At 70.6% G+C, this 16,745-nt stretch carries 19 protein-coding genes; 10 read left to right on the top strand and 9 right to left on the bottom strand.

The genetic code is table 11. The annotated features are described in order from the left end of the window. Window positions 1-13 precede the first annotated feature (13 nt). Complete coding sequence (locus VGN74_RS13715) at window positions 14-1,333, bottom strand: AarF/ABC1/UbiB kinase family protein (protein WP_327449136.1); 1,320 nt, start codon at window positions 1,331-1,333, stop codon at window positions 14-16. A gap of 44 nt (window positions 1,334-1,377) precedes the next feature. After that, window positions 1,378-2,316 carry a fatty acid desaturase family protein gene (locus VGN74_RS13720; RefSeq protein WP_327449138.1) on the bottom strand — a complete coding sequence of 313 codons (939 nt, stop codon included), beginning with the start codon at window positions 2,314-2,316 and terminating at the stop codon, window positions 1,378-1,380. Between the two features lie 134 nt (window positions 2,317-2,450). Here VGN74_RS13720 and VGN74_RS13725 point away from each other — a divergent pair, with 134 nt between their 5' ends. The 3 genes from VGN74_RS13725 to VGN74_RS13735 are packed head-to-tail and all read left to right on the top strand — an operon-like array spanning window position 2,451 to window position 4,098. Then, complete coding sequence (locus tag VGN74_RS13725) at window positions 2,451-2,858, top strand: hypothetical protein (RefSeq protein ID WP_327449140.1); 408 nt, start codon at window positions 2,451-2,453, stop codon at window positions 2,856-2,858. Then, on the top strand, window positions 2,855-3,064 hold the full coding sequence (locus tag VGN74_RS13730) for a helix-turn-helix transcriptional regulator (protein ID WP_327449142.1): 210 nt from the start codon (window positions 2,855-2,857) through the stop codon (window positions 3,062-3,064). The genes VGN74_RS13725 and VGN74_RS13730 overlap by 4 nt, the downstream gene beginning before the upstream one ends. A gap of 41 nt (window positions 3,065-3,105) precedes the next feature. After that, window positions 3,106-4,098, top strand: a complete 993-nt coding sequence (locus tag VGN74_RS13735) for an alpha/beta hydrolase (protein WP_327449144.1) — start codon at window positions 3,106-3,108, stop codon at window positions 4,096-4,098. A gap of 17 nt (window positions 4,099-4,115) precedes the next feature. Here the strand turns inward: VGN74_RS13735 and VGN74_RS13740 are convergent, their stop codons facing one another. Together VGN74_RS13740 and ubiA are read right to left on the bottom strand one after the other, a co-directional pair. Beyond that, window positions 4,116-4,967: an RsiV family protein gene (locus tag VGN74_RS13740; RefSeq protein ID WP_327449146.1), complete on the bottom strand. Its 852-nt coding sequence runs from the start codon at window positions 4,965-4,967 to the stop codon at window positions 4,116-4,118. Between the two features lie 15 nt (window positions 4,968-4,982). Continuing rightward, window positions 4,983-5,918, bottom strand: coding sequence for a 4-hydroxybenzoate octaprenyltransferase (ubiA, locus tag VGN74_RS13745; RefSeq protein WP_327449149.1), 936 nt, complete (start codon window positions 5,916-5,918; stop codon window positions 4,983-4,985). A 134-nt stretch (window positions 5,919-6,052) separates the two neighbouring features. Here ubiA and clpS point away from each other — a divergent pair, with 134 nt between their 5' ends. The 7 genes from clpS (at window position 6,053) to gmk (ending at window position 13,305) form a co-directional block, all read left to right on the top strand. Next, window positions 6,053-6,379 (top strand): ATP-dependent Clp protease adapter ClpS, encoded by a 327-nt coding sequence (gene clpS, locus VGN74_RS13750; RefSeq protein WP_327449151.1) that lies wholly within the window; start codon window positions 6,053-6,055, stop codon window positions 6,377-6,379. Window positions 6,380-6,385: 6 nt separating this feature from the next. Further along, window positions 6,386-8,701, top strand: a complete 2,316-nt coding sequence (clpA, locus tag VGN74_RS13755; RefSeq protein ID WP_327449153.1) for an ATP-dependent Clp protease ATP-binding subunit ClpA — start codon at window positions 6,386-6,388, stop codon at window positions 8,699-8,701. A 101-nt stretch (window positions 8,702-8,802) separates the two neighbouring features. After that, on the top strand, window positions 8,803-9,543 hold the full coding sequence (gene fabG, locus VGN74_RS13760; RefSeq protein ID WP_327449155.1) for a 3-oxoacyl-[acyl-carrier-protein] reductase: 741 nt from the start codon (window positions 8,803-8,805) through the stop codon (window positions 9,541-9,543). Between the two features lie 304 nt (window positions 9,544-9,847). Continuing rightward, window positions 9,848-10,087 (top strand): acyl carrier protein, encoded by a 240-nt coding sequence (locus VGN74_RS13765; RefSeq protein WP_298273999.1) that lies wholly within the window; start codon window positions 9,848-9,850, stop codon window positions 10,085-10,087. A 127-nt stretch (window positions 10,088-10,214) separates the two neighbouring features. Continuing rightward, complete coding sequence (gene fabF / locus VGN74_RS13770) at window positions 10,215-11,495, top strand: beta-ketoacyl-ACP synthase II (protein ID WP_327449161.1); 1,281 nt, start codon at window positions 10,215-10,217, stop codon at window positions 11,493-11,495. A 1-nt stretch (window position 11,496) separates the two neighbouring features. Continuing rightward, window positions 11,497-12,630: an endolytic transglycosylase MltG gene (gene mltG / locus VGN74_RS13775; RefSeq protein ID WP_327449163.1), complete on the top strand. Its 1,134-nt coding sequence runs from the start codon at window positions 11,497-11,499 to the stop codon at window positions 12,628-12,630. Between the two features lie 33 nt (window positions 12,631-12,663). Continuing rightward, window positions 12,664-13,305: a guanylate kinase gene (gene gmk / locus VGN74_RS13780; protein WP_327449165.1), complete on the top strand. Its 642-nt coding sequence runs from the start codon at window positions 12,664-12,666 to the stop codon at window positions 13,303-13,305. 57 nt (window positions 13,306-13,362) lie between these two features. On the opposite strand, the gene VGN74_RS13785 is transcribed toward gmk, so the two are convergent. The 5 genes from VGN74_RS13785 to VGN74_RS13805 all read right to left on the bottom strand — a co-directional run bounded on the left by VGN74_RS13785 (window position 13,363) and on the right by VGN74_RS13805 (window position 16,729). After that, a complete protein-coding gene (locus VGN74_RS13785) occupies window positions 13,363-14,304 on the bottom strand; it encodes a TraB/GumN family protein (protein ID WP_327449167.1) in 942 nt (313 codons plus the stop codon). 31 nt (window positions 14,305-14,335) lie between these two features. Next, complete coding sequence (locus VGN74_RS13790; RefSeq protein WP_327449169.1) at window positions 14,336-14,917, bottom strand: hypothetical protein; 582 nt, start codon at window positions 14,915-14,917, stop codon at window positions 14,336-14,338. 14 nt (window positions 14,918-14,931) lie between these two features. Then, window positions 14,932-15,120 (bottom strand): helix-turn-helix transcriptional regulator, encoded by a 189-nt coding sequence (locus VGN74_RS13795; RefSeq protein WP_327449171.1) that lies wholly within the window; start codon window positions 15,118-15,120, stop codon window positions 14,932-14,934. Between the two features lie 4 nt (window positions 15,121-15,124). Beyond that, window positions 15,125-15,559: a hypothetical protein gene (locus VGN74_RS13800; protein WP_327449173.1), complete on the bottom strand. Its 435-nt coding sequence runs from the start codon at window positions 15,557-15,559 to the stop codon at window positions 15,125-15,127. A 105-nt stretch (window positions 15,560-15,664) separates the two neighbouring features. Continuing rightward, a complete protein-coding gene (locus VGN74_RS13805) occupies window positions 15,665-16,729 on the bottom strand; it encodes an NAD(P)-dependent alcohol dehydrogenase (protein WP_327449175.1) in 1,065 nt (354 codons plus the stop codon). Window positions 16,730-16,745: the final 16 nt, after the last annotated feature.

Here is a 16,745-nt window from a genome sequence, read left to right on the forward strand (position 1 = left end):
CGACAGGCCTGCGTCAAGCGTGGACGGCCATCAGGGCGCGGACGTCGACCCGGGCCTTGAGCCGCGCCGCCAGCAGATACATGCCGCCGAGCTTGCGCTGCACGAACAGGACGGCCGGGGGCGGGGCCTTCCAGACGTCGCGGTCCTCGGCGAAGGCCATGCCGCGTTCGCGCAGCCGCCGCACCACCTCGGGGTCGCCGAAGTCGAACGGCCCGGGCCGCGACAGCGGCTCCAGCGCTAGGTCGAAGATGTCGTCCACGGCCGCGCCCTGCCGCGCGATCAGCCGGTCGTCGAAGAATCCCACCGCCTTGGCCGCCGCGATGGCGGCGCTGCGGTCGCCCGAAAGGCCGGCGCGCAGCAGCCCGCGATAGGCTTCGGTCGTCTCCGCGGCGATCTCGCGCGCCGCCCCGAAGTCGAGCAGGCCGATGCATCCGTCCGGGAGGGCAAGATAGTTGGCGAAGTTCGGATCGGTCTGCATCCGCCCGAACACGAACAGCTCGCGCAGGGTCAGCTCGAGCAGCGTCGCGACCGCCGCGTCGCGCGTCGCCTGCGGGGCGTCCGCCAGCTGCTCGATCGACCGCCCCTCGAGCCAGGTCATCGGCAGAACGTCGGGCCGCAAGAGCGGGGCGTGCGGGCGCGGCGTGACGAAGCGCGGATCGTCCGCCAGCAGCTCGGCGAAGGCGCTCATCTGCCCGGCCTCGCGGACGTAGTCGGCCTCCTCGTGCAGCTGGCGCCTGGCCTCGGCCAGCAGCGGGGCGAGCTCCAGCCCCTTCGGCAGGACGCCGGACAGGTTGAGCAGGGCGGTGACGTTGTCGAGGTCGGCGTCGATGCTGCGCGCCACGCCCGGATACTGGATCTTGACCGCCAGGGTCTCGCCCTCGTGGGTCACGGCCCGGTGCACCTGGCCGATCGAGGCGGCGGCCATGGGCTCCATGTCGAAGCGGGCCAGACGATCGCGCCAGTCCCGGCCCCAGCGGCGGTTCAGCGCCGCCTCCAGCTGGGCCGGCGGCATGGGGCGGGCCTCGGCGCGCAGCCGGGCGAGGATTTCGGCCAGCTCGGGCGGCAGCATCTCGCCGGCGTCCATCGACAGCAGCTGGCCCATCTTCATGGCCGCGCCGCGCAGCCGGGCCAGCTCGTCGGTGACGCGCAGGGCGGTCGCCGGGGTCAGCAGCACGTCGGACAGGGATGGGCGCTTGCCGCCGGCCATCTGCCGCGCGCCCTCGCCGAGCGCCGCCCCGGCCACCCCCGCCGCCATCCCGCCGAAGCGCAGCATGCGCGTCAGACGGCCGGAGGGCACGGCGCGGCCGGAGCCGAGGGAGGAGGGCGGACGCATGGGCAGCTCCTACGCCGCCCGGGCGCGCGGCGCGATGCGGCCGATCAGCCGCGCGTGGCCTGCCGCAGCACCGCCAGATAGCCCGGGGCCACCTCCATGCGGGCCCCCTCGGGCTTCCGCTGCAGCCGCCGGTGGAGCTGCGGCAGCTTCCAGCAGGGCACGTGCATGAACAGGTGGTGCTCGGCGTGGAAGTTGACCCAGTAGGGGGCGATGAAGGCGCGCTCCCACCAGCTGGCGCGGGTGGTGCGGGCGGCGCGGAAGGCGTCCTCGGCCGAGCCCTCGACGCAGGCATGCTCGGCGATGTTTCGCAGCCGGGTGACGAACGGGAACCAGGTCGCCATCGGCAGGATCCACAGGATCCAGAAGGCCCACCAGGCCCCGGCCAGCGCCAGCACCACGGCCAGGCCAGCGTTGACCGCGAGGAACGCCACGATCGAGCGGCTGATGACCGCCGCATCATAGGCGTGGTTGGCGCCTTCGACCCGGGCTCGCCGCAGCACCGCCAGCGGCAGCAGGACCCGCTGCTTGAAGAAGGTCTGGCCGGTCAGATCGCGGATCATCTTGCGGCGCAGGGACGCCGGGCTGACGGGAAAGGGATCGGACAAGACCTTGTCCGGGTCTTCCGGCTGCTGGGCGAAGCGGTGGTGGCTGAGGTGGTAGGGGCGATAGGCGCTCAGCGACGCCCCGACCGGGACGGCGCACAGCCAGTGGCCGACAAGATCGTTGAGCTTCAGGTTCCGCGACAGGGCGCCGTGGGCCGCCTCGTGCATGAGGATGGCCAGACCCAGCTGGCGCGTGCCGATGATCACGATCGCCAGCGGGATCAGCAGCGGCCAGACCACTGCTGCGGCCATTGAGAGCGCAATGACGCCCCAGCAGTGCGCCACCAGCAGCAGGCCGATCGCGCCCGGTCGCCGCTGGAACGGGGCCCATTCCTCGGTGGTGAAAACGGCGGCAGGCGAGACGCGCGGGGCGGCGGGCATGGTCGCGAGGATAGCCCTCGCCAACGGGGTCGCAAGCTGCTTCCCGAAAGTTATGCGATCCTGACGAAAAGTCAGGTTGACATGACATACGGCCAATGTCATGTTGCCCTTACACCAAGTCAGGAGCACCTGTCATGACGATCCTTCCCGGCAACTTCGGCACACCCGCCGACCGCCGCTATGTCATCCGCACCATGGCCTTCATGGGCGGGTATCTGGCGGTCAATGTCGCCGCCATCTACGGCGCCTTCGACGAAATCATCGGCAAGCCCGCGGGCTGGCTGCTGGGGCTCGCCGTGGCGGCCCCGGTCGCGGGCCAGATCTGGGCCACCCTGCGGCTGATGGTCGAGAGCGACGAGTTCGTCCGCATCCTCACCGCCAAGCGCTTCATCGTCGCCTCGGGCCTCGCCATGGCCGCCTTCTGCGGCTGGGGCTTCGCCGAGACCTTCGGCGGCGCCCCGCATGCCGCCGGCTGGATGATCTATCCGCTGTTCTGGGGGCTGTACGGCCTCGTCACCCCCTTCATCCGGTCGACCCAATGAAGAACCGTCTGAAACTGCTGCGGGTCGAGCGCAACTGGACCCAGGCCGAGCTCGGCGACCAGCTGGGCGTCTCACGCCAGGCCGTCATCGCCCTCGAGACCGAGAAACACGATCCCTCGCTGGACCTCGCCTACCGCATCGCCGCCCTGTTCGGCCGACCGGTGGAGGAGATCTTCGAGAACCCCCACGCCCTCCCGCCCGCCTGAGGCAGGCGTCCACACCCCAACCGATTTCCAAGGAGACTCCCATGTTCAACGCCCCCTTCCAGGCGCGTACGACCTCGCGCGCCCAGGTTTCCGCCGCCGCCGCCCGCAAGGCCGCCCGCTGGCGCGCCGCCCTGATCGGCCTCGCCGCCTGCCTGCCGTCGCTGGCGGTGGCCGTCGACGCCTTCGCCGCCCCCGCGCCGACGCCTGCCGTGGCGCAGGCGATCGACTACCGCTCTGACCGCCTCTCGGTGGAGGTGCTCGGAGCCGGGCCCGACGTCATCCTGATCCCGGGCTACGCCTCCTCGCGGGAGGTGTGGCGGGCCGAGGCGACCCGTCTGAGCGCCACCCACCGGGTGCACATGGTCCAGCTGGCGGGCTTCGCCGGCGAACCCTGGAGCCACGGCGCCGACGGGCCCTTCGTCGCCCCGGTGGTCGAGGCGCTGGACGCCTACATCCGCGAGCGCGGCCTCGTCCGTCCGGCGGTGATCGGCCACTCCATGGGGGCCCTCGTCGGCCTGCGTCTGGCCCAGGCGCATCCGGACAGCGTCGGGCGTCTGCTCAGCGTCGACAGCCTGCCCTTCTTCTCGGCGCTCTACGGGCCCCAGATGACGGCGGAGGCCGCCCGTCCGTTCGCCGAGCAGGCCGCGGCCGGCATGCTGTCCACCCCCGAGGCCGCCTTCCGCGCCGGTCAGAGCCAGACCGCCGTCGGTCTGGCCCGGGATCCCGCCGTGCGCGTCGCCATGGTCGAGTGGGCGGCGGCGGGCGACCGTCAGGCCCTCGCCGCGGCCATCCGCGATGTCATGACCAATGACGCCCGGCCGGAGCTGGCCGCCATGACCACGCCGGTGACCGCCCTCTACGCCGCTGACGCCGACGGGGGCGCGCCGGCCGCCATGGCTGACGCCATGTGGGCCCGCGAGTACGCGACGCTGCCGAACGTCAAGCTGGTGCGCATCGACGACAGCCGCCACTTCATCATGTCTGACCAGCCGGCGCGCTTCGCCGAGGCGGTCGACGCCTTCCTGGCCGACTGACGCGCCTCAGCCCCGTCTCAACGCCCTTCGCCGGCCGCCTTCACGGGCGCGCCGGCGAACTCGTCGACATAGGCCGGGGCCAGGAGCTGACGGAACGCCGTCTGCGGCACCTGGACCTGATAGCTGCCCTCGGCCCAGGGGCCCACGGTGTAGGGCGCGATCAGGAAGGTCAGGCCGCCCGCCTTGCCTGGCACGTCCGACGGCGACAGCACGAACGGGGTGTCCGCCGCCCGCGGGCAGCTGAAGGTGTCAGTGGCGTCGAGGCTGACCGGCGGGATTGCGCCGTCGCGCGCCTTCTTGGCCTGGTTGACCGCGGCGCACAGGGCCTGATCAAGGGTGTCGAGGTTCACGCCGGCGCGGAAGAGGGCCGACGGCTGCAGGACCGCCTTGAGCGCCTTGTCCCAGAGCACGGCCGAGTAGGCGAGGCTGTCGTGGGCCCCGCCCGTGTACTCCGTGACCTCGCGGCCGAGCGACAGCAGCTTGCCGGTCTCGGCCCCGGAGCTCCAGCTGATGGTGCGGCTGTAGCCGCGCATGCCGCCGCCGCCGAACTCGCTGAGGTCAGCCTGGGCGCCTTCCGCGAACTGGCGCAGGTCCCGCACATCGGCGGCGTAGAGGCGGGCGTGCAGGTCGGGCTGGCGCACCACGGCCTCGGGCAGGCGCAGGGCGACCTCGGCGTAGGAGGTGCGCGAATCGAAGTTCAGCGGCGCCGCGGCGTCGGCCGGGGTCACCGTCGGCCCCGTGGCCGGGGCCTCGGCGGCCGGCGCGGGCTCCTCCTCGCGGCGCTGGCAGCCGGCGAGCGCAAGCACGCCGAGCCCCAGCAGCAGGGCGGCGCGCCAGGGGCGAACGGGACGGGCAGGGGCGGGGGCCATGGGCGACTCCGGACCTCAGAACAGGGATACCGCCCCCAACATAAGGGCGATCAGCGACAAAATCCCGGCCTCGCGATTCGCCCGGAACAGGGCGAGCGCCCCGCGCGGGTCGTCCGCGCGCAGCCGCAGCGTCTGCCAGGCCAGATGGGCGGCCACAGCGGCCACGCCGGCCCAGGCGAGCGGGGCCAGCCCGGCGATCACGACCGTGGCGGCGAGGGCGGCGAGACTGAAGGCGTAGAACAGCGCCACGCCGCGGCGTACGCCGGCGCCCAGCCGTCGCGCCGATGACTTGACCCCGGCGAGGGCGTCGTCCTCCAGATCCTGCAGGGCGTAGATGGTGTCGTAGCCGAGGGTCCAGAACACGCCGGCGGCATAGAGCAGCAGGGCGGCGGGCCAGAGCCCGGGATCGCCTCCGGCCGCGGCGAAGCCCATCAGCGCCCCCCAGTTGAAGGTCAGGCCCAGCCAGGCCTGGGGCCACCAGGTGATGCGCTTCATGAACGGATAGGCGGCCACCAGCCCCAGCGACCCGATGCCGAGGGCAATGGCGAGGGGCGACAGGCTCAGCAGGATCAGGAAGGCGGCGAGACAGCAGCCGACGACGAAGCCCCAGGCCTGCTTCACGGTGATCCGCCCGGCGGGAATCGGCCGGCCGGCGGTGCGCGCCACCTTCGCATCGATGTCGCGGTCGACGATGTCGTTGTAGGCGCAGCCGGCCGCGCGCATCAGGCAGGCCCCCAGCGCAAAGCCGACGACCAGCCAGAGGTCGTACAGATCCGGCTGGCGACGATCCGCCGCCAGCGCCAGGGCGAGGCCCTGCCAGCCGGGCAGCAGCAGCAGCCATATGCCCACCGGCCGGTCGAAGCGGCCCAGCTTGAGCCAGGGCTTCAGCGACTCGGGGGCGTGGGCGTCGACCCAGTTGCGGCCGGCGTCGGGAAGGGGCGCGCTGCTCATGCGGCGCGGATACCACGCCCGGGCGCAGTCAGGCAGCCGCGACGACGACGCCCGAACCTGTGACTGGACGCCGCTTCAAAACCGGCCATCATTCCCTATCTCAGTCCCTGACTGCCCTGATAACCGGACGACGAATGCCCAACAGGAGACCAGGTGAACAGCCCGGCGGCGGCGCCGCAACGGTCACCGAAACGCGCCCCAAGCTGCAGAAGCCGTCGCTGTATCGGGTGCTCATCCTGAACGACGACTACACGCCGATGGAATTCGTCGTCTATGTGCTGGAGCGGTTCTTCCAGAAGAGCCGCGAGGACGCGACCCGCATCATGCTGCATGTGCATCAGCATGGTGTCGGGGTTTGCGGGGTCTATACCTACGAGGTGGCCGAGACCAAGGTCGCCCAGGTCGTGGAGACCGCCCGCCGTCACCAGCATCCCCTGCAATGCACGATGGAAAAGGACTGAGTTCCCTTGCCCTCCTTCTCGCGCCCCCTCGAAGAGACCCTGCATCGCGCCGTCGCCTACGCCAATGCGCGTCGGCACGAGTACGCGACCCTCGAGCACCTGCTGCTGGCGCTGATCGATGATCCCGACGCCGCCGGCGTCATGCAGGCCTGCAACGTCGACCTCGCGGCGCTCCGCGGGGCCCTGACCCTCTACGTCGATACCGACCTGTCGGCCCTCGCCACCTCGGATGGTGAGGACGCCAAGCCGACCGCCGGCTTCCAGCGCGTGATCCAGCGCGCCGTGATCCACGTCCAGTCCTCGGGCCGCGAGGAGGTCACCGGCGCGAATGTGCTGGTGGCCATCTTCAGCGAGCGCGAGAGCCACGCCGCCTACTTCCTGCAGGAGCAGGACATGACGCGGTACGATGCGGTCAACTACATCGCCCACGGCATCGCCAAGAAGCCGGGCGCCGCGGAGACCCGGCCGGCCCGCGCCGCCGGCGGTTCGCGCGAGGACGCCGAGGACGCCCAGGCCGTCAAGTCTGGCGGCGAGGCGCTCGAGGCCTATTGCGTCGACCTCAACGAGAAGTCGCGCCAGGGCAAGGTCGACCCGCTGATCGGCCGCCAGGCCGAGGTCGAGCGCTCGATCCAGATCCTGTGCCGCCGCACCAAGAACAACCCCCTGCTGGTCGGCGACCCGGGCGTCGGCAAGACCGCCATCGCCGAAGGGCTGGCGCGCAAGATCGTCAATGGCGAGGTGCCGGACGTCCTCAAGGACGCCACCATCTACAGCCTCGACATGGGCGCCCTGCTGGCCGGCACGCGCTACCGCGGCGACTTCGAGGAGCGCCTCAAGCAGGTCGTCAAGGAGCTGGAGGGCCACGACAACGCCATCCTGTTCATCGACGAGATCCACACGGTGATCGGCGCAGGCGCCACCTCGGGCGGGGCCATGGACGCCTCCAACCTGCTCAAGCCGGCGCTGGCCTCGGGCAGCCTGCGCTGCATGGGCTCGACCACCTACAAGGAGTACCGGCAGCACTTCGAGAAGGACCGGGCGCTCGTCCGTCGCTTCCAGAAGATCGACGTCAACGAGCCGACGGTCGAGGATTCGGTGAAGATCCTGCGCGGCCTGAAGACCTACTACGAGGAGCACCACAAGGTCCGCTACACCGACTCCGCAGTGCGCACGGCGGTCGAGCTGTCGGCGCGCTACATGTCGGACCGCAAGCTGCCGGACAAGGCGATCGACGTGATCGACGAGGCCGGGGCCAGCCAGAAGCTGCTGCCCGAGTCGAAGCGCAAGAAGGTCATCGGCCAGAAGGAGGTCGAGGCCGTCATCGCCAAGATGGCCCGCATCCCGCCGAAGTCGGTGTCCAAGTCCGACACCGAGGCCCTGCGCGAGCTCAACACCGACCTGAACCGTGTCGTGTTCGGCCAGGGCCAGGCGATCGAGCAGGTCACCGCGGCCATGAAGCTGGCCCGCGCCGGTCTGCGCGACCCCAGCAAGCCGATCGGCTGCTTCCTGTTCTCGGGCCCGACCGGCGTCGGCAAGACCGAGGTCGCCAAGCAGCTGGCCTCGACGCTCGGCATCGAGATGCTGCGCTTCGACATGTCCGAATACATGGAGCGGCACACCGTCAGCCGGCTGATCGGCGCCCCTCCGGGCTATGTCGGTCATGACCAGGGCGGCCTGCTGACCGACGCCGTCGACCAGCACCCGCACGCCGTGGTGCTGCTGGACGAGATCGAGAAGGCGCACCCGGACGTCTACAACATCCTGCTGCAGGTGATGGACAACGGCATGCTGACCGACGCGGTCGGCAAGAAGGTCGACTTCCGCAACGTGGTCCTGATCATGACCACCAACGCCGGGGCGGCCGACAACGCCCGGGCCGCGATCGGCTTCGGCCGCGGCAAGGTCGAGGGCGAGGACGAAAAGGCCATCCAGCGCCTGTTCGCGCCGGAGTTCCGGAACCGTCTGGACGCCATCGTGGCCTTCAGGCCGCTGGACGCCGAGACGATCAAGTCGGTGGTGACCAAGTTCATCCTGCAGCTGGAAGCCCAGCTGGCGGACCGCAACATCACCATCCAGCTGACCGACGAGGCCACCGACTGGCTGGCCAAGAACGGCTTCGACGAGCTCTACGGCGCCCGGCCCCTGGCCCGGGTCATCCAGGAGCACATCAAGAAGCCGCTGGCGGACGACATCCTGTTCGGCCGCCTGACCAAGGGCGGGCACGTCAAGGTGGTGCTGAAGGACGGCAAGATCGCCTTCGACATCACCGCCGACGCCGGGACGGCCGCGGCCGAGGCAGCGGACGCCGACGCGACGGCCTGATCGCGCACCGATCGGGACAGGGGCGTCATCTCCGCGTCGCGCGGGGATGACGCCGGCCCGGCGCCGCACTATGAACGGCCTCCGCTGAGAGGAGGCTCCCCATGTTCAATCTTTCCGGCAAGACCGCGCTGGTGACCGGCGCGACCGGCGGCATCGGCGGGGCCATCGCCCGCGCCCTGCACGCCCAGGGCGCGACCGTGGTCCTGTCCGGCACGCGCGAGGCGGTGCTGGCGGAGCTGGCCGGCGAGCTGGGCGAGCGCGCCGTCATCGCCCCGGCCAATCTGTCGGATCCCGACTCGGTCGATGCTCTGGTCGGCGCGGCCGAAGCCGCCGCCGGCGCCCCGCTGGACGTGCTGGTGGCCAATGCCGGCATCACCCGTGACGGCCTGATCCTGCGCATGAAGGACGAGGACTTCGAGCAGGTGCTCAAGGTCAATCTCGAGAGTTACTTCCGCCTGTCGCGGGCGGCGGTGAAGGGCATGATGAAGCGCCGCGCCGGCCGCATCATCGGCATTACCTCGGTGGTCGGCGTCACCGGCAACCCGGGCCAGACCAACTATGCGGCCTCCAAGGCCGGCATGATCGGCTTCTCCAAGTCGCTGGCGCAGGAGGTCGGCTCGCGGGGCATCACCGTGAACTGCATCGCGCCGGGCTTCATCGCCTCGCCCATGACCGATGTGCTCAACGAGCAGCAGCGCGACACCATCCTGGGCCGCATCCCGCTCGGCCGACTCGGCACGGGCGACGAGATCGCCGCCGCTGCTGTCTATCTGGCCTCGGACGAGGCCGCCTACGTCACCGGCCAGACCCTTCACGTCAACGGCGGCATGGCGATGCTGTGATCCGCGGGGGCTTTCCTCCCCACAACGTCGGGAGGGGGACCGCCGAAGGCGGTGGAGGGGCGAAAAGCACGCTGCGCTGAGGAGCCCCTCCACCGCTTTACGGTCCCCCTCCCCATTGCATGGGGAGGATAGATGCTGCCCCGATCACACCCTGCAACAGACTATTTCCCGCCCCGTCGCCTGTGCTAAAGCCCGCGGGCGTCCCGGCGCGAAGGCTCCGGGGGCTTGCCTCCGTCGTTCCGACGTGAGACGGCAGGCGCAAGACCAACGAAAGCGCTTCCGGGCGCAAACTGAAGGCAGAGACATGTCCGACACGCTTGAACGCGTCCGCAAGATCGTCATCGAACACCTGGACGCCGATCCGGACAAGGTGACCGAGAAGGCCAGCTTCATCGACGACCTCGGCGCCGATTCGCTCGACAACGTCGAGCTGGTGATGGCCTTCGAGGAAGAATTCGACATCGAGATCCCGGATGACGCCGCCGAGCACATCCAGACCGTCGGCGACGCGGTGAAGTTCATCAACGAGAAGACCGCGGGCTGAGGCCCGCCGCCTGATCGCACGGCATTCGTGGCCGCCCGGCGCGCCCTAGCGGGCGACGCGGGCGGCCATTAATGTTTCTGGACAGCCGGACTCCCGGATTCGCACGGGAAGATTGAAGGAGCGGGGCATGCGCCGCGTCGTCGTCACGGGCCTGGGCCTGATCACGCCCCTGGGCCACGGGGTTGAGCACAGCTGGAAGGGGATCCTGGAGGGTCGCTCCGGCATCCGGCCGATCACTGTGTTCGACACCGAGGGCTATGGCTGCACCATCGCCGGCGAGGTTCCGAGCGTGGATGGCCGCGGCGGCGGGGCCCCCGGCGTCGCCGGCGTGTTCGATCCTGACCAGATCATGTCGGCCAAGGAGCGCAAGCGGGTCGACGACTTCATCCTGTTCGCCATCGCCGCCGCCGACGAGGCTCTCGCCGACGCCGGCTGGAAGCCGGAGAGCGACGAGGACAAGGAGCGCACCGGCGTGATGGTCGGCTCCGGCATCGGCGGCCTCGGCCCCATCGCCGACACCGCCATCGTCCTGAAGGAACAGGGCGTCCGTCGCGTCAGCCCCTTCTTCATCCCCTCGGCCCTGATCAACCTGGCCTCGGGGCAGATCTCGATCCGCCATGGCCTGAAGGGCCCGAACCACTCGGTCGTCACCGCCTGCGCCACCGGCGCCCACGCCATCGGCGATGCGGCCCGCCTGATCGCCCTGGGCGACGCCGACGTCATGGTGGCGGGCGGGGCCGAGAGCTCGATCGTGCCGATCGGCATCGCCGGCTTCCTCGCCTGCCGCGCCCTGTGCACCAGCTTCAACGACGCGCCGGAACAGGCCAGCCGTCCCTATGACCGCCGCCACGACGGCTTCGTCATGGGTGAGGGCGCCGGGGTGGTGGTGCTGGAGGAGTACGAACACGCCGTGGCCCGCGGCGCCACCATCTACGCCGAGGTGGCGGGCTACGGCCTCTCCGGCGACGCCTGGCACATCACCGCGCCGTCCGAGGACGGGGAGGGCGGCTACCGCGCTATGGTGGCGGCCCTGAAGCGCGCCGGCCTGCAGCCGTCGGACCTCGACTACGTTAACGCCCACGGCACCTCGACCATGGCCGACTGGATCGAGGCCAAGGCGGTGGAGCGCCTGGTCGGCGACCATGCCGCCAACCTGTCGATGTCCTCGACCAAGTCGATGACGGGCCACCTGCTGGGGGCGGCCGGCGCCATCGAGTGCATCTTCTCCATCCTGGCCATCCGCGACCAGATCGCTCCGCCGACCATCAATCTCGACGACCCCGAGCACGAGACGCCGATGGATCTCGTGCCGCACAAGGCGAAGCCGAAGAAGATCGACGTGGCCATGTCCAACAGCTTCGGCTTCGGCGGCACCAACGCCGCCGTGATCTTCCGGAAGGTGGGCTGAGGTGGCGTCCTGGAAGGGGCGGGCGCGTGACGCGGCCCGGCGTCGTCCGGGGCTGCTGGCCGGGCTGCTGGCGGCTTCGGCCACGGTCAGCCTGTTTCTTATCGCCGGCCTGATCTGGGCCTGGAGCGTCTACTACGGCCCGGGGCCGGGGGCGCGGCAGGGGGAGACGACCATCGTCACCCTGGCGTCCGGCTCCAATGTCGACGCCATCGGCGCGGCGCTGCGCCGGGCGGGCGTGATCCGCTCGACCGACATGTTCAAGGCCGCGGTCAGCCTGACTGGCGCCGATCGCCGGCTGCGCGCCGGGGAGTACGAAATCCCCTCGCGCGCCTCGCTGTCGACGGTGATCCGCACCCTGACCGAAGGTCGCGTCGTCCGGCATTTCGTGACCCTGCCCGAAGGCTGGTCCTCGGCCCAGGCCGTGGACATCCTGATGGCCGAGGAGTTGCTCACCGGCGAGGTTCCGCAGGTGCCCGCCGAGGGCTCGCTCTGGCCCGAGACCTACGAGATCACCCGCGGCGAGACCCGCCAGTCGGTGATCCGCCGCATGCAACTGGCGGCGGACGAGAACCTCGCCCGGCTGTGGGCCCAGCGCGCCGGCAACCTGCCGGTCCGCACGCCCGAGGAGGCGGTGATCCTCGCCTCGATCGTGGAGAAGGAGACCGGCCTCGCCGCCGAGCGGCCGCGTGTGGCCGCCGTCTTCACCAACCGGCTGCGGCAGGGCATGCGCCTGGAGAGCGACCCGACCATCGTCTACGGCATCACCCAGGGCCGCCCGCTCGGCCGCGGCATCCGCCTGTCGGAACTGCGCGCCCCGACGCCGTGGAACACCTATGTCATCGACGGCCTGCCGCCGACGCCGATCGCCAATCCCGGCGTCGACGCCCTGCGCGCCGTGCTCAATCCGCCGGTCACCGACGAGCTCTTCTTTGTCGCCGACGGCACCGGTGGGCACGCCTTCGCCCGCACCTACGATGAGCACCGGGCCAATGTGGCGCGCTGGCGCGCCATCGAGCGCGGCGAGGCCCCGCCGGTGGAGACCACCGAAGCCGCCGCGGCTGCGCCGCTCACCGGCGAGGCTGTCATCACCCTTGAGCCCGAGGGCGGCGCCGCGCTACGCCCCGTCCAGCCCTGATCCCCGTTCCTCCGTCCACGAGTCCGCGTCTTCATGTCCAACGAACGCAGCCCCCGCCGGGGCGTCCTCCTGATCGTCGCCAGCCCTTCGGGGGCCGGCAAGACGTCGCTGTGCCGGCGGCTGATGGCGGACCACGGTGGGCTGGAGCTGTCGATCTCCATGACGACCCGCGGCATCCGTCCGGGCGAGGTGGACGGTCGTGACTACCATTTCGTCGACCGGGAGCTGTTCCAGCGCCTGATCGACGAGGACGCCTTCCTCGAATGGGCGGACGTGCACGGCAACCTCTACGGCTCGCCGCGCGCGCCGATCGAGCGGGCCCTCGCCGAGGGCCGCGACGTGCTGTTCGACATCGACTGGCAGGGAGCCCGCGAGGTCGCCCGCAAGTGTCCGGACGACGCCGTGCGGGTGTTCATCCTGCCGCCCAGTCTCGCGGAGCTGAAGCGCCGCCTGATCACCCGCTCGCAGGATACGCCGGAAGTGATCGAGCAGCGCATCGCCAACGCCAAGGGCGAGATCGAGCACGCCGACGAGTTCGACTACGTCTTCGTCAACGACGACTTCGACCGCTCCTACGCCGAGCTGGCGCATATCTATCATGCCGAGCGTAGCCGCCGGTTCCGTAACCTCTGGGTCGACGGCTACCGCCAGGCGCTGATGCACGAGGTCGTCTGACGCGAAAAGGCCCGGCCTTGCGGCCGGGCCCTCGGGGTCAGTCCGGGGTGTCCGGGCTTACTGGGTCCGCGCCACGCGCACGCCGCGGGCCTCCAGCATGGCCTGGACGCTGTCGTCGCCGGCCAGGTGCGCCGCGCCCACGGCGATGAAGGTGTCGCCCGAACCGGCCAGCAGGGTCTGGATCTGGTCAGCCCAGTCGCGGTTCCGGGTCACCAGCAGCAGGTCGTAGAGCTCCTGCGACTGGCTGCGCATCTCCTCGACGCCGATCCGCTCGATGCCCTCGACGTCGCCGGTCGCCCAGGCGGTGACCAGCTGGTCGAGGATGGTGCTGGCCATCTCGTAGTCGCGGATGGCCGAGCGCAGGAAGGCCAGCTGGGTCTCTTCGGACATGCTGGCCAGCATGCGGATCTGGGCCTCGATGCTTTCCAGTTCGTCGACCGGCTTGCCGGCGGCGAGGGCGCGGGCGCGCAGCACCGTGTCCACCCCCGACATCGGATCGTAGCCGGCGGCGATCATCGGCGCGACCGAGATGGTCAGGCCGGCCAGCCAGGGGCGCAGCGGGTCGAGGGCCGCCGCGTTGGCGCCCAGCGCCCCGGCGGCGGCGTTCAGCTCGGCCAGCTCTTCGGCGGTCAGCAGGCTGGACAGCGGCCGGTCAGGGGACAGACCGAATTGCTGGATCAGCGGCGCGGCGGCGGCCTGGTCGTTCGGATCCTTGATCTCGAGGATCAGGGTGTCGGCTTCGGCCAGGGCGGCGTCGACCGCCGGCGTGCCCCACGGCGTGTTGGGACGCAGCACGTGCACCGTGCCGAACAGCCAGATGCGCGAGTCATCGTCCTGGATCAGCCAGAGGGCCGGCCCCTTGCCCTCGGCGGGGGTGATGGCCGGGGCGGCGGGGGCCTGGGCGAAGGCTCCGTCGACGGCGACGAAGGTCAGGGCGAGGCCGGCGGCGACGCCGACAGCGCTGCGAGCGGCGGTCTTGAGCAGTTGGGTCAGGGACATTGTGGATCTCCTTGCGGAAGCGGGGACAGGTTCAGGACAGGCCGCGCCGGGCGGCCACGATGGCGGAGGCGAGAATGTAGAGGGCCATCATCACCCCGATCAGGCTCCACGCGTTGACCTCGGGGACGAGGGCGAGGCGCTCGGCGGCGGCGTAGAGGAACAGCACGCCCTGGCTGAGCCAGAAGGTCAGGGCGCCGGCCTCGACCGTGATCCGCCGCAGAAGCTCATCCGCCCGCCGCCATAGAAGCAGGTTGGCGAAGGTCTGGATCGCCAGCAGCGCGGCGATGCCGAAGAAGGTCACGTCCGGCGCAAGGCCGAGCGGCGCGATGGGGGCCAGCAGCATGACGCCCGCGAGGGCGGTGACGATGATCTGCAACACCCCGCAGCCCTTGGGTACAGACGCTGGCCGGCGGGCCATGACGAAGACACTGATCACGGCCATGGCCAGCAGGGCGATCGCGACCAGCCCGGCCACCGTGTCCGGCAGGTTGGTGTCGCCGAGGAAGGTGAAGCGGGCGACAGCGGCGCCGGTGGCGGCGCCGGCGAGGGCGAGGACCGCACCGACCAGCAGGCGGCGGGCGAGGGGGACGGGACGTTCGTCGTCGGCAACCATTTGGGAACGCTCCTTTATTCCGAAAAGATCGACTCGATCGGCTGTTCGAAGACGCGCGCGATCTTGAAGGCGAGGGGAAGGGACGGGTCGTAACGGCCGGTCTCGAGGGCGTTGACGGTCTGGCGGGAGACCCCCAGCCGCTCGGCCAGCTCGGCCTGGCTCCAGTTGCGCTCGGCGCGCAGGACCTTGAGGCGATTGTTCATGGGATCACCGCCGCTGCAGCCACCAGACGGCCCAAGCCAGGCCGTAGCCGACCAGCTGGCACGCCATCAGCGCCATGGCGCCGTTGTAGAAGGCTTCCGCAGGGGTCCAGCTGGCCAGCACCGGCGAGCCGTCAAGCTGGCCGAAGCGGGTGGCCGCCGCGACGGCGAGGAAGCCCACGCCGGCGCCGCCCGAGCCGCCCCAGTACCAGGCCCATTTGTGGGCCTCGCGCGCGGCCTCATCGAGCCGCGACCACCAGCGGATGCTGATCCACAGGATCGCGGCCAGGCCGAGGACGAGGACCGCCAGAATGCCGAGCCGGGCGAAGGCGTTACCGCCTTCCTCGAGGATGGCCACGGCGACGCCGATGACGGCGCCGATCAGCAGGCTGACGCCCATGACGCCGGCGAAGCCGCGCAGGCCCGGAGGTTTGTAAGACATGACAAGCACCCTCGTCGTTGTGACAAGGGTGCTTTACGGATGCTCGTGAGGCCTGTCAAGCGTCATTGTCATTTTGCCAAGGGGCAATGACAGGCCGGCGCGGGCTCAGGCGGCCATGCGCGCCATGTCGATGACGAAGCGGTAGCGCACGTCGGACTTCTCCAGCCGGGCATAGGCCTCGTTGATCTGGTCCGGGGCGATCGTCTCGATCTCGCAGGTGATGCCGTGCTCGGCGCAGAAATCGAGCATCTCCTGGGTCTCGCGGATGCCGCCGATCAGCGAGCCGGCGACGCTGCGGCGACGCCACAGCAGCGGCAGGGCGAACACGGGCAGCCCTTCGGTGGTCAGGCCCAGCATGACCATGGTCCCGTCGCGGGCCAGCAGCTGCAGGTGGCTGGCGATCTCGTGCGTCGCCGAGACGGTGTTGATGATCAGGTCGAACTTCTCCGCCGCGGCCTGCATGGCCGTCTTGTCCGAATTGACCAGGAAGTGCTTCGCGCCCATGCGCTCGGCGTCGGCGCGCTTCCGGTCCGACGTCGACAGCACCGTCACCTCGGCGCCCATGGCCACGGCCAGCTTGACCGCCATGTGACCCAGCCCGCCGAGGCCGACCACGGCCACCTTCGAGCCCGGGCCGACCTTCCAGTGCCTCAGCGGCGAATAGGTGGTGATGCCGGCGCACAGCAGGGGCGCGGCGGCGTCGAGCGGCAGGGCGTCGGGGATGCGCAGGACATAGGCCTGATCCACGGTGATGCGGTCGGAGTAGCCGCCCTGGGTGATGCGCTGGTCGACCGGGCCGCCCTTGGGGTCGGGCGAGCCATAGGTCTGGGTCATGCCGGGCGCGCAGTACTGCTCCTCGCCGGCGCGGCAGGGCTCGCAGGTGCGGCAGCTGTCGACCATGCAGCCGACCCCGACCCGGTCGCCGACCTTGAAGCGGCTGACATTGGCCCCGACCGCCGTGACCACGCCGGCGATCTCGTGCCCCGGCACGATCGGGTAGCGGGTGTTGCCGAGGTCGTTCTTCGCCACGTGCAGGTCCGAGTGGCACACGCCGCAGTACTGGATCTCGATCGCCACATCGTCCGGGCCGGGGTCGCGCCGGTCGAAGCGGTAGGGCTCCAGCGGCTGGTCGGCGGCGACGGCGGCGAAGGCGCGGGTGGCGATGGGCATGGTCAGGGCCTCTGGG

It is taken from the genome of Brevundimonas sp. (genome assembly GCF_035998205.1).
In the GTDB taxonomy this organism is placed as follows: Bacteria; Pseudomonadota; Alphaproteobacteria; order Caulobacterales; family Caulobacteraceae; genus Brevundimonas.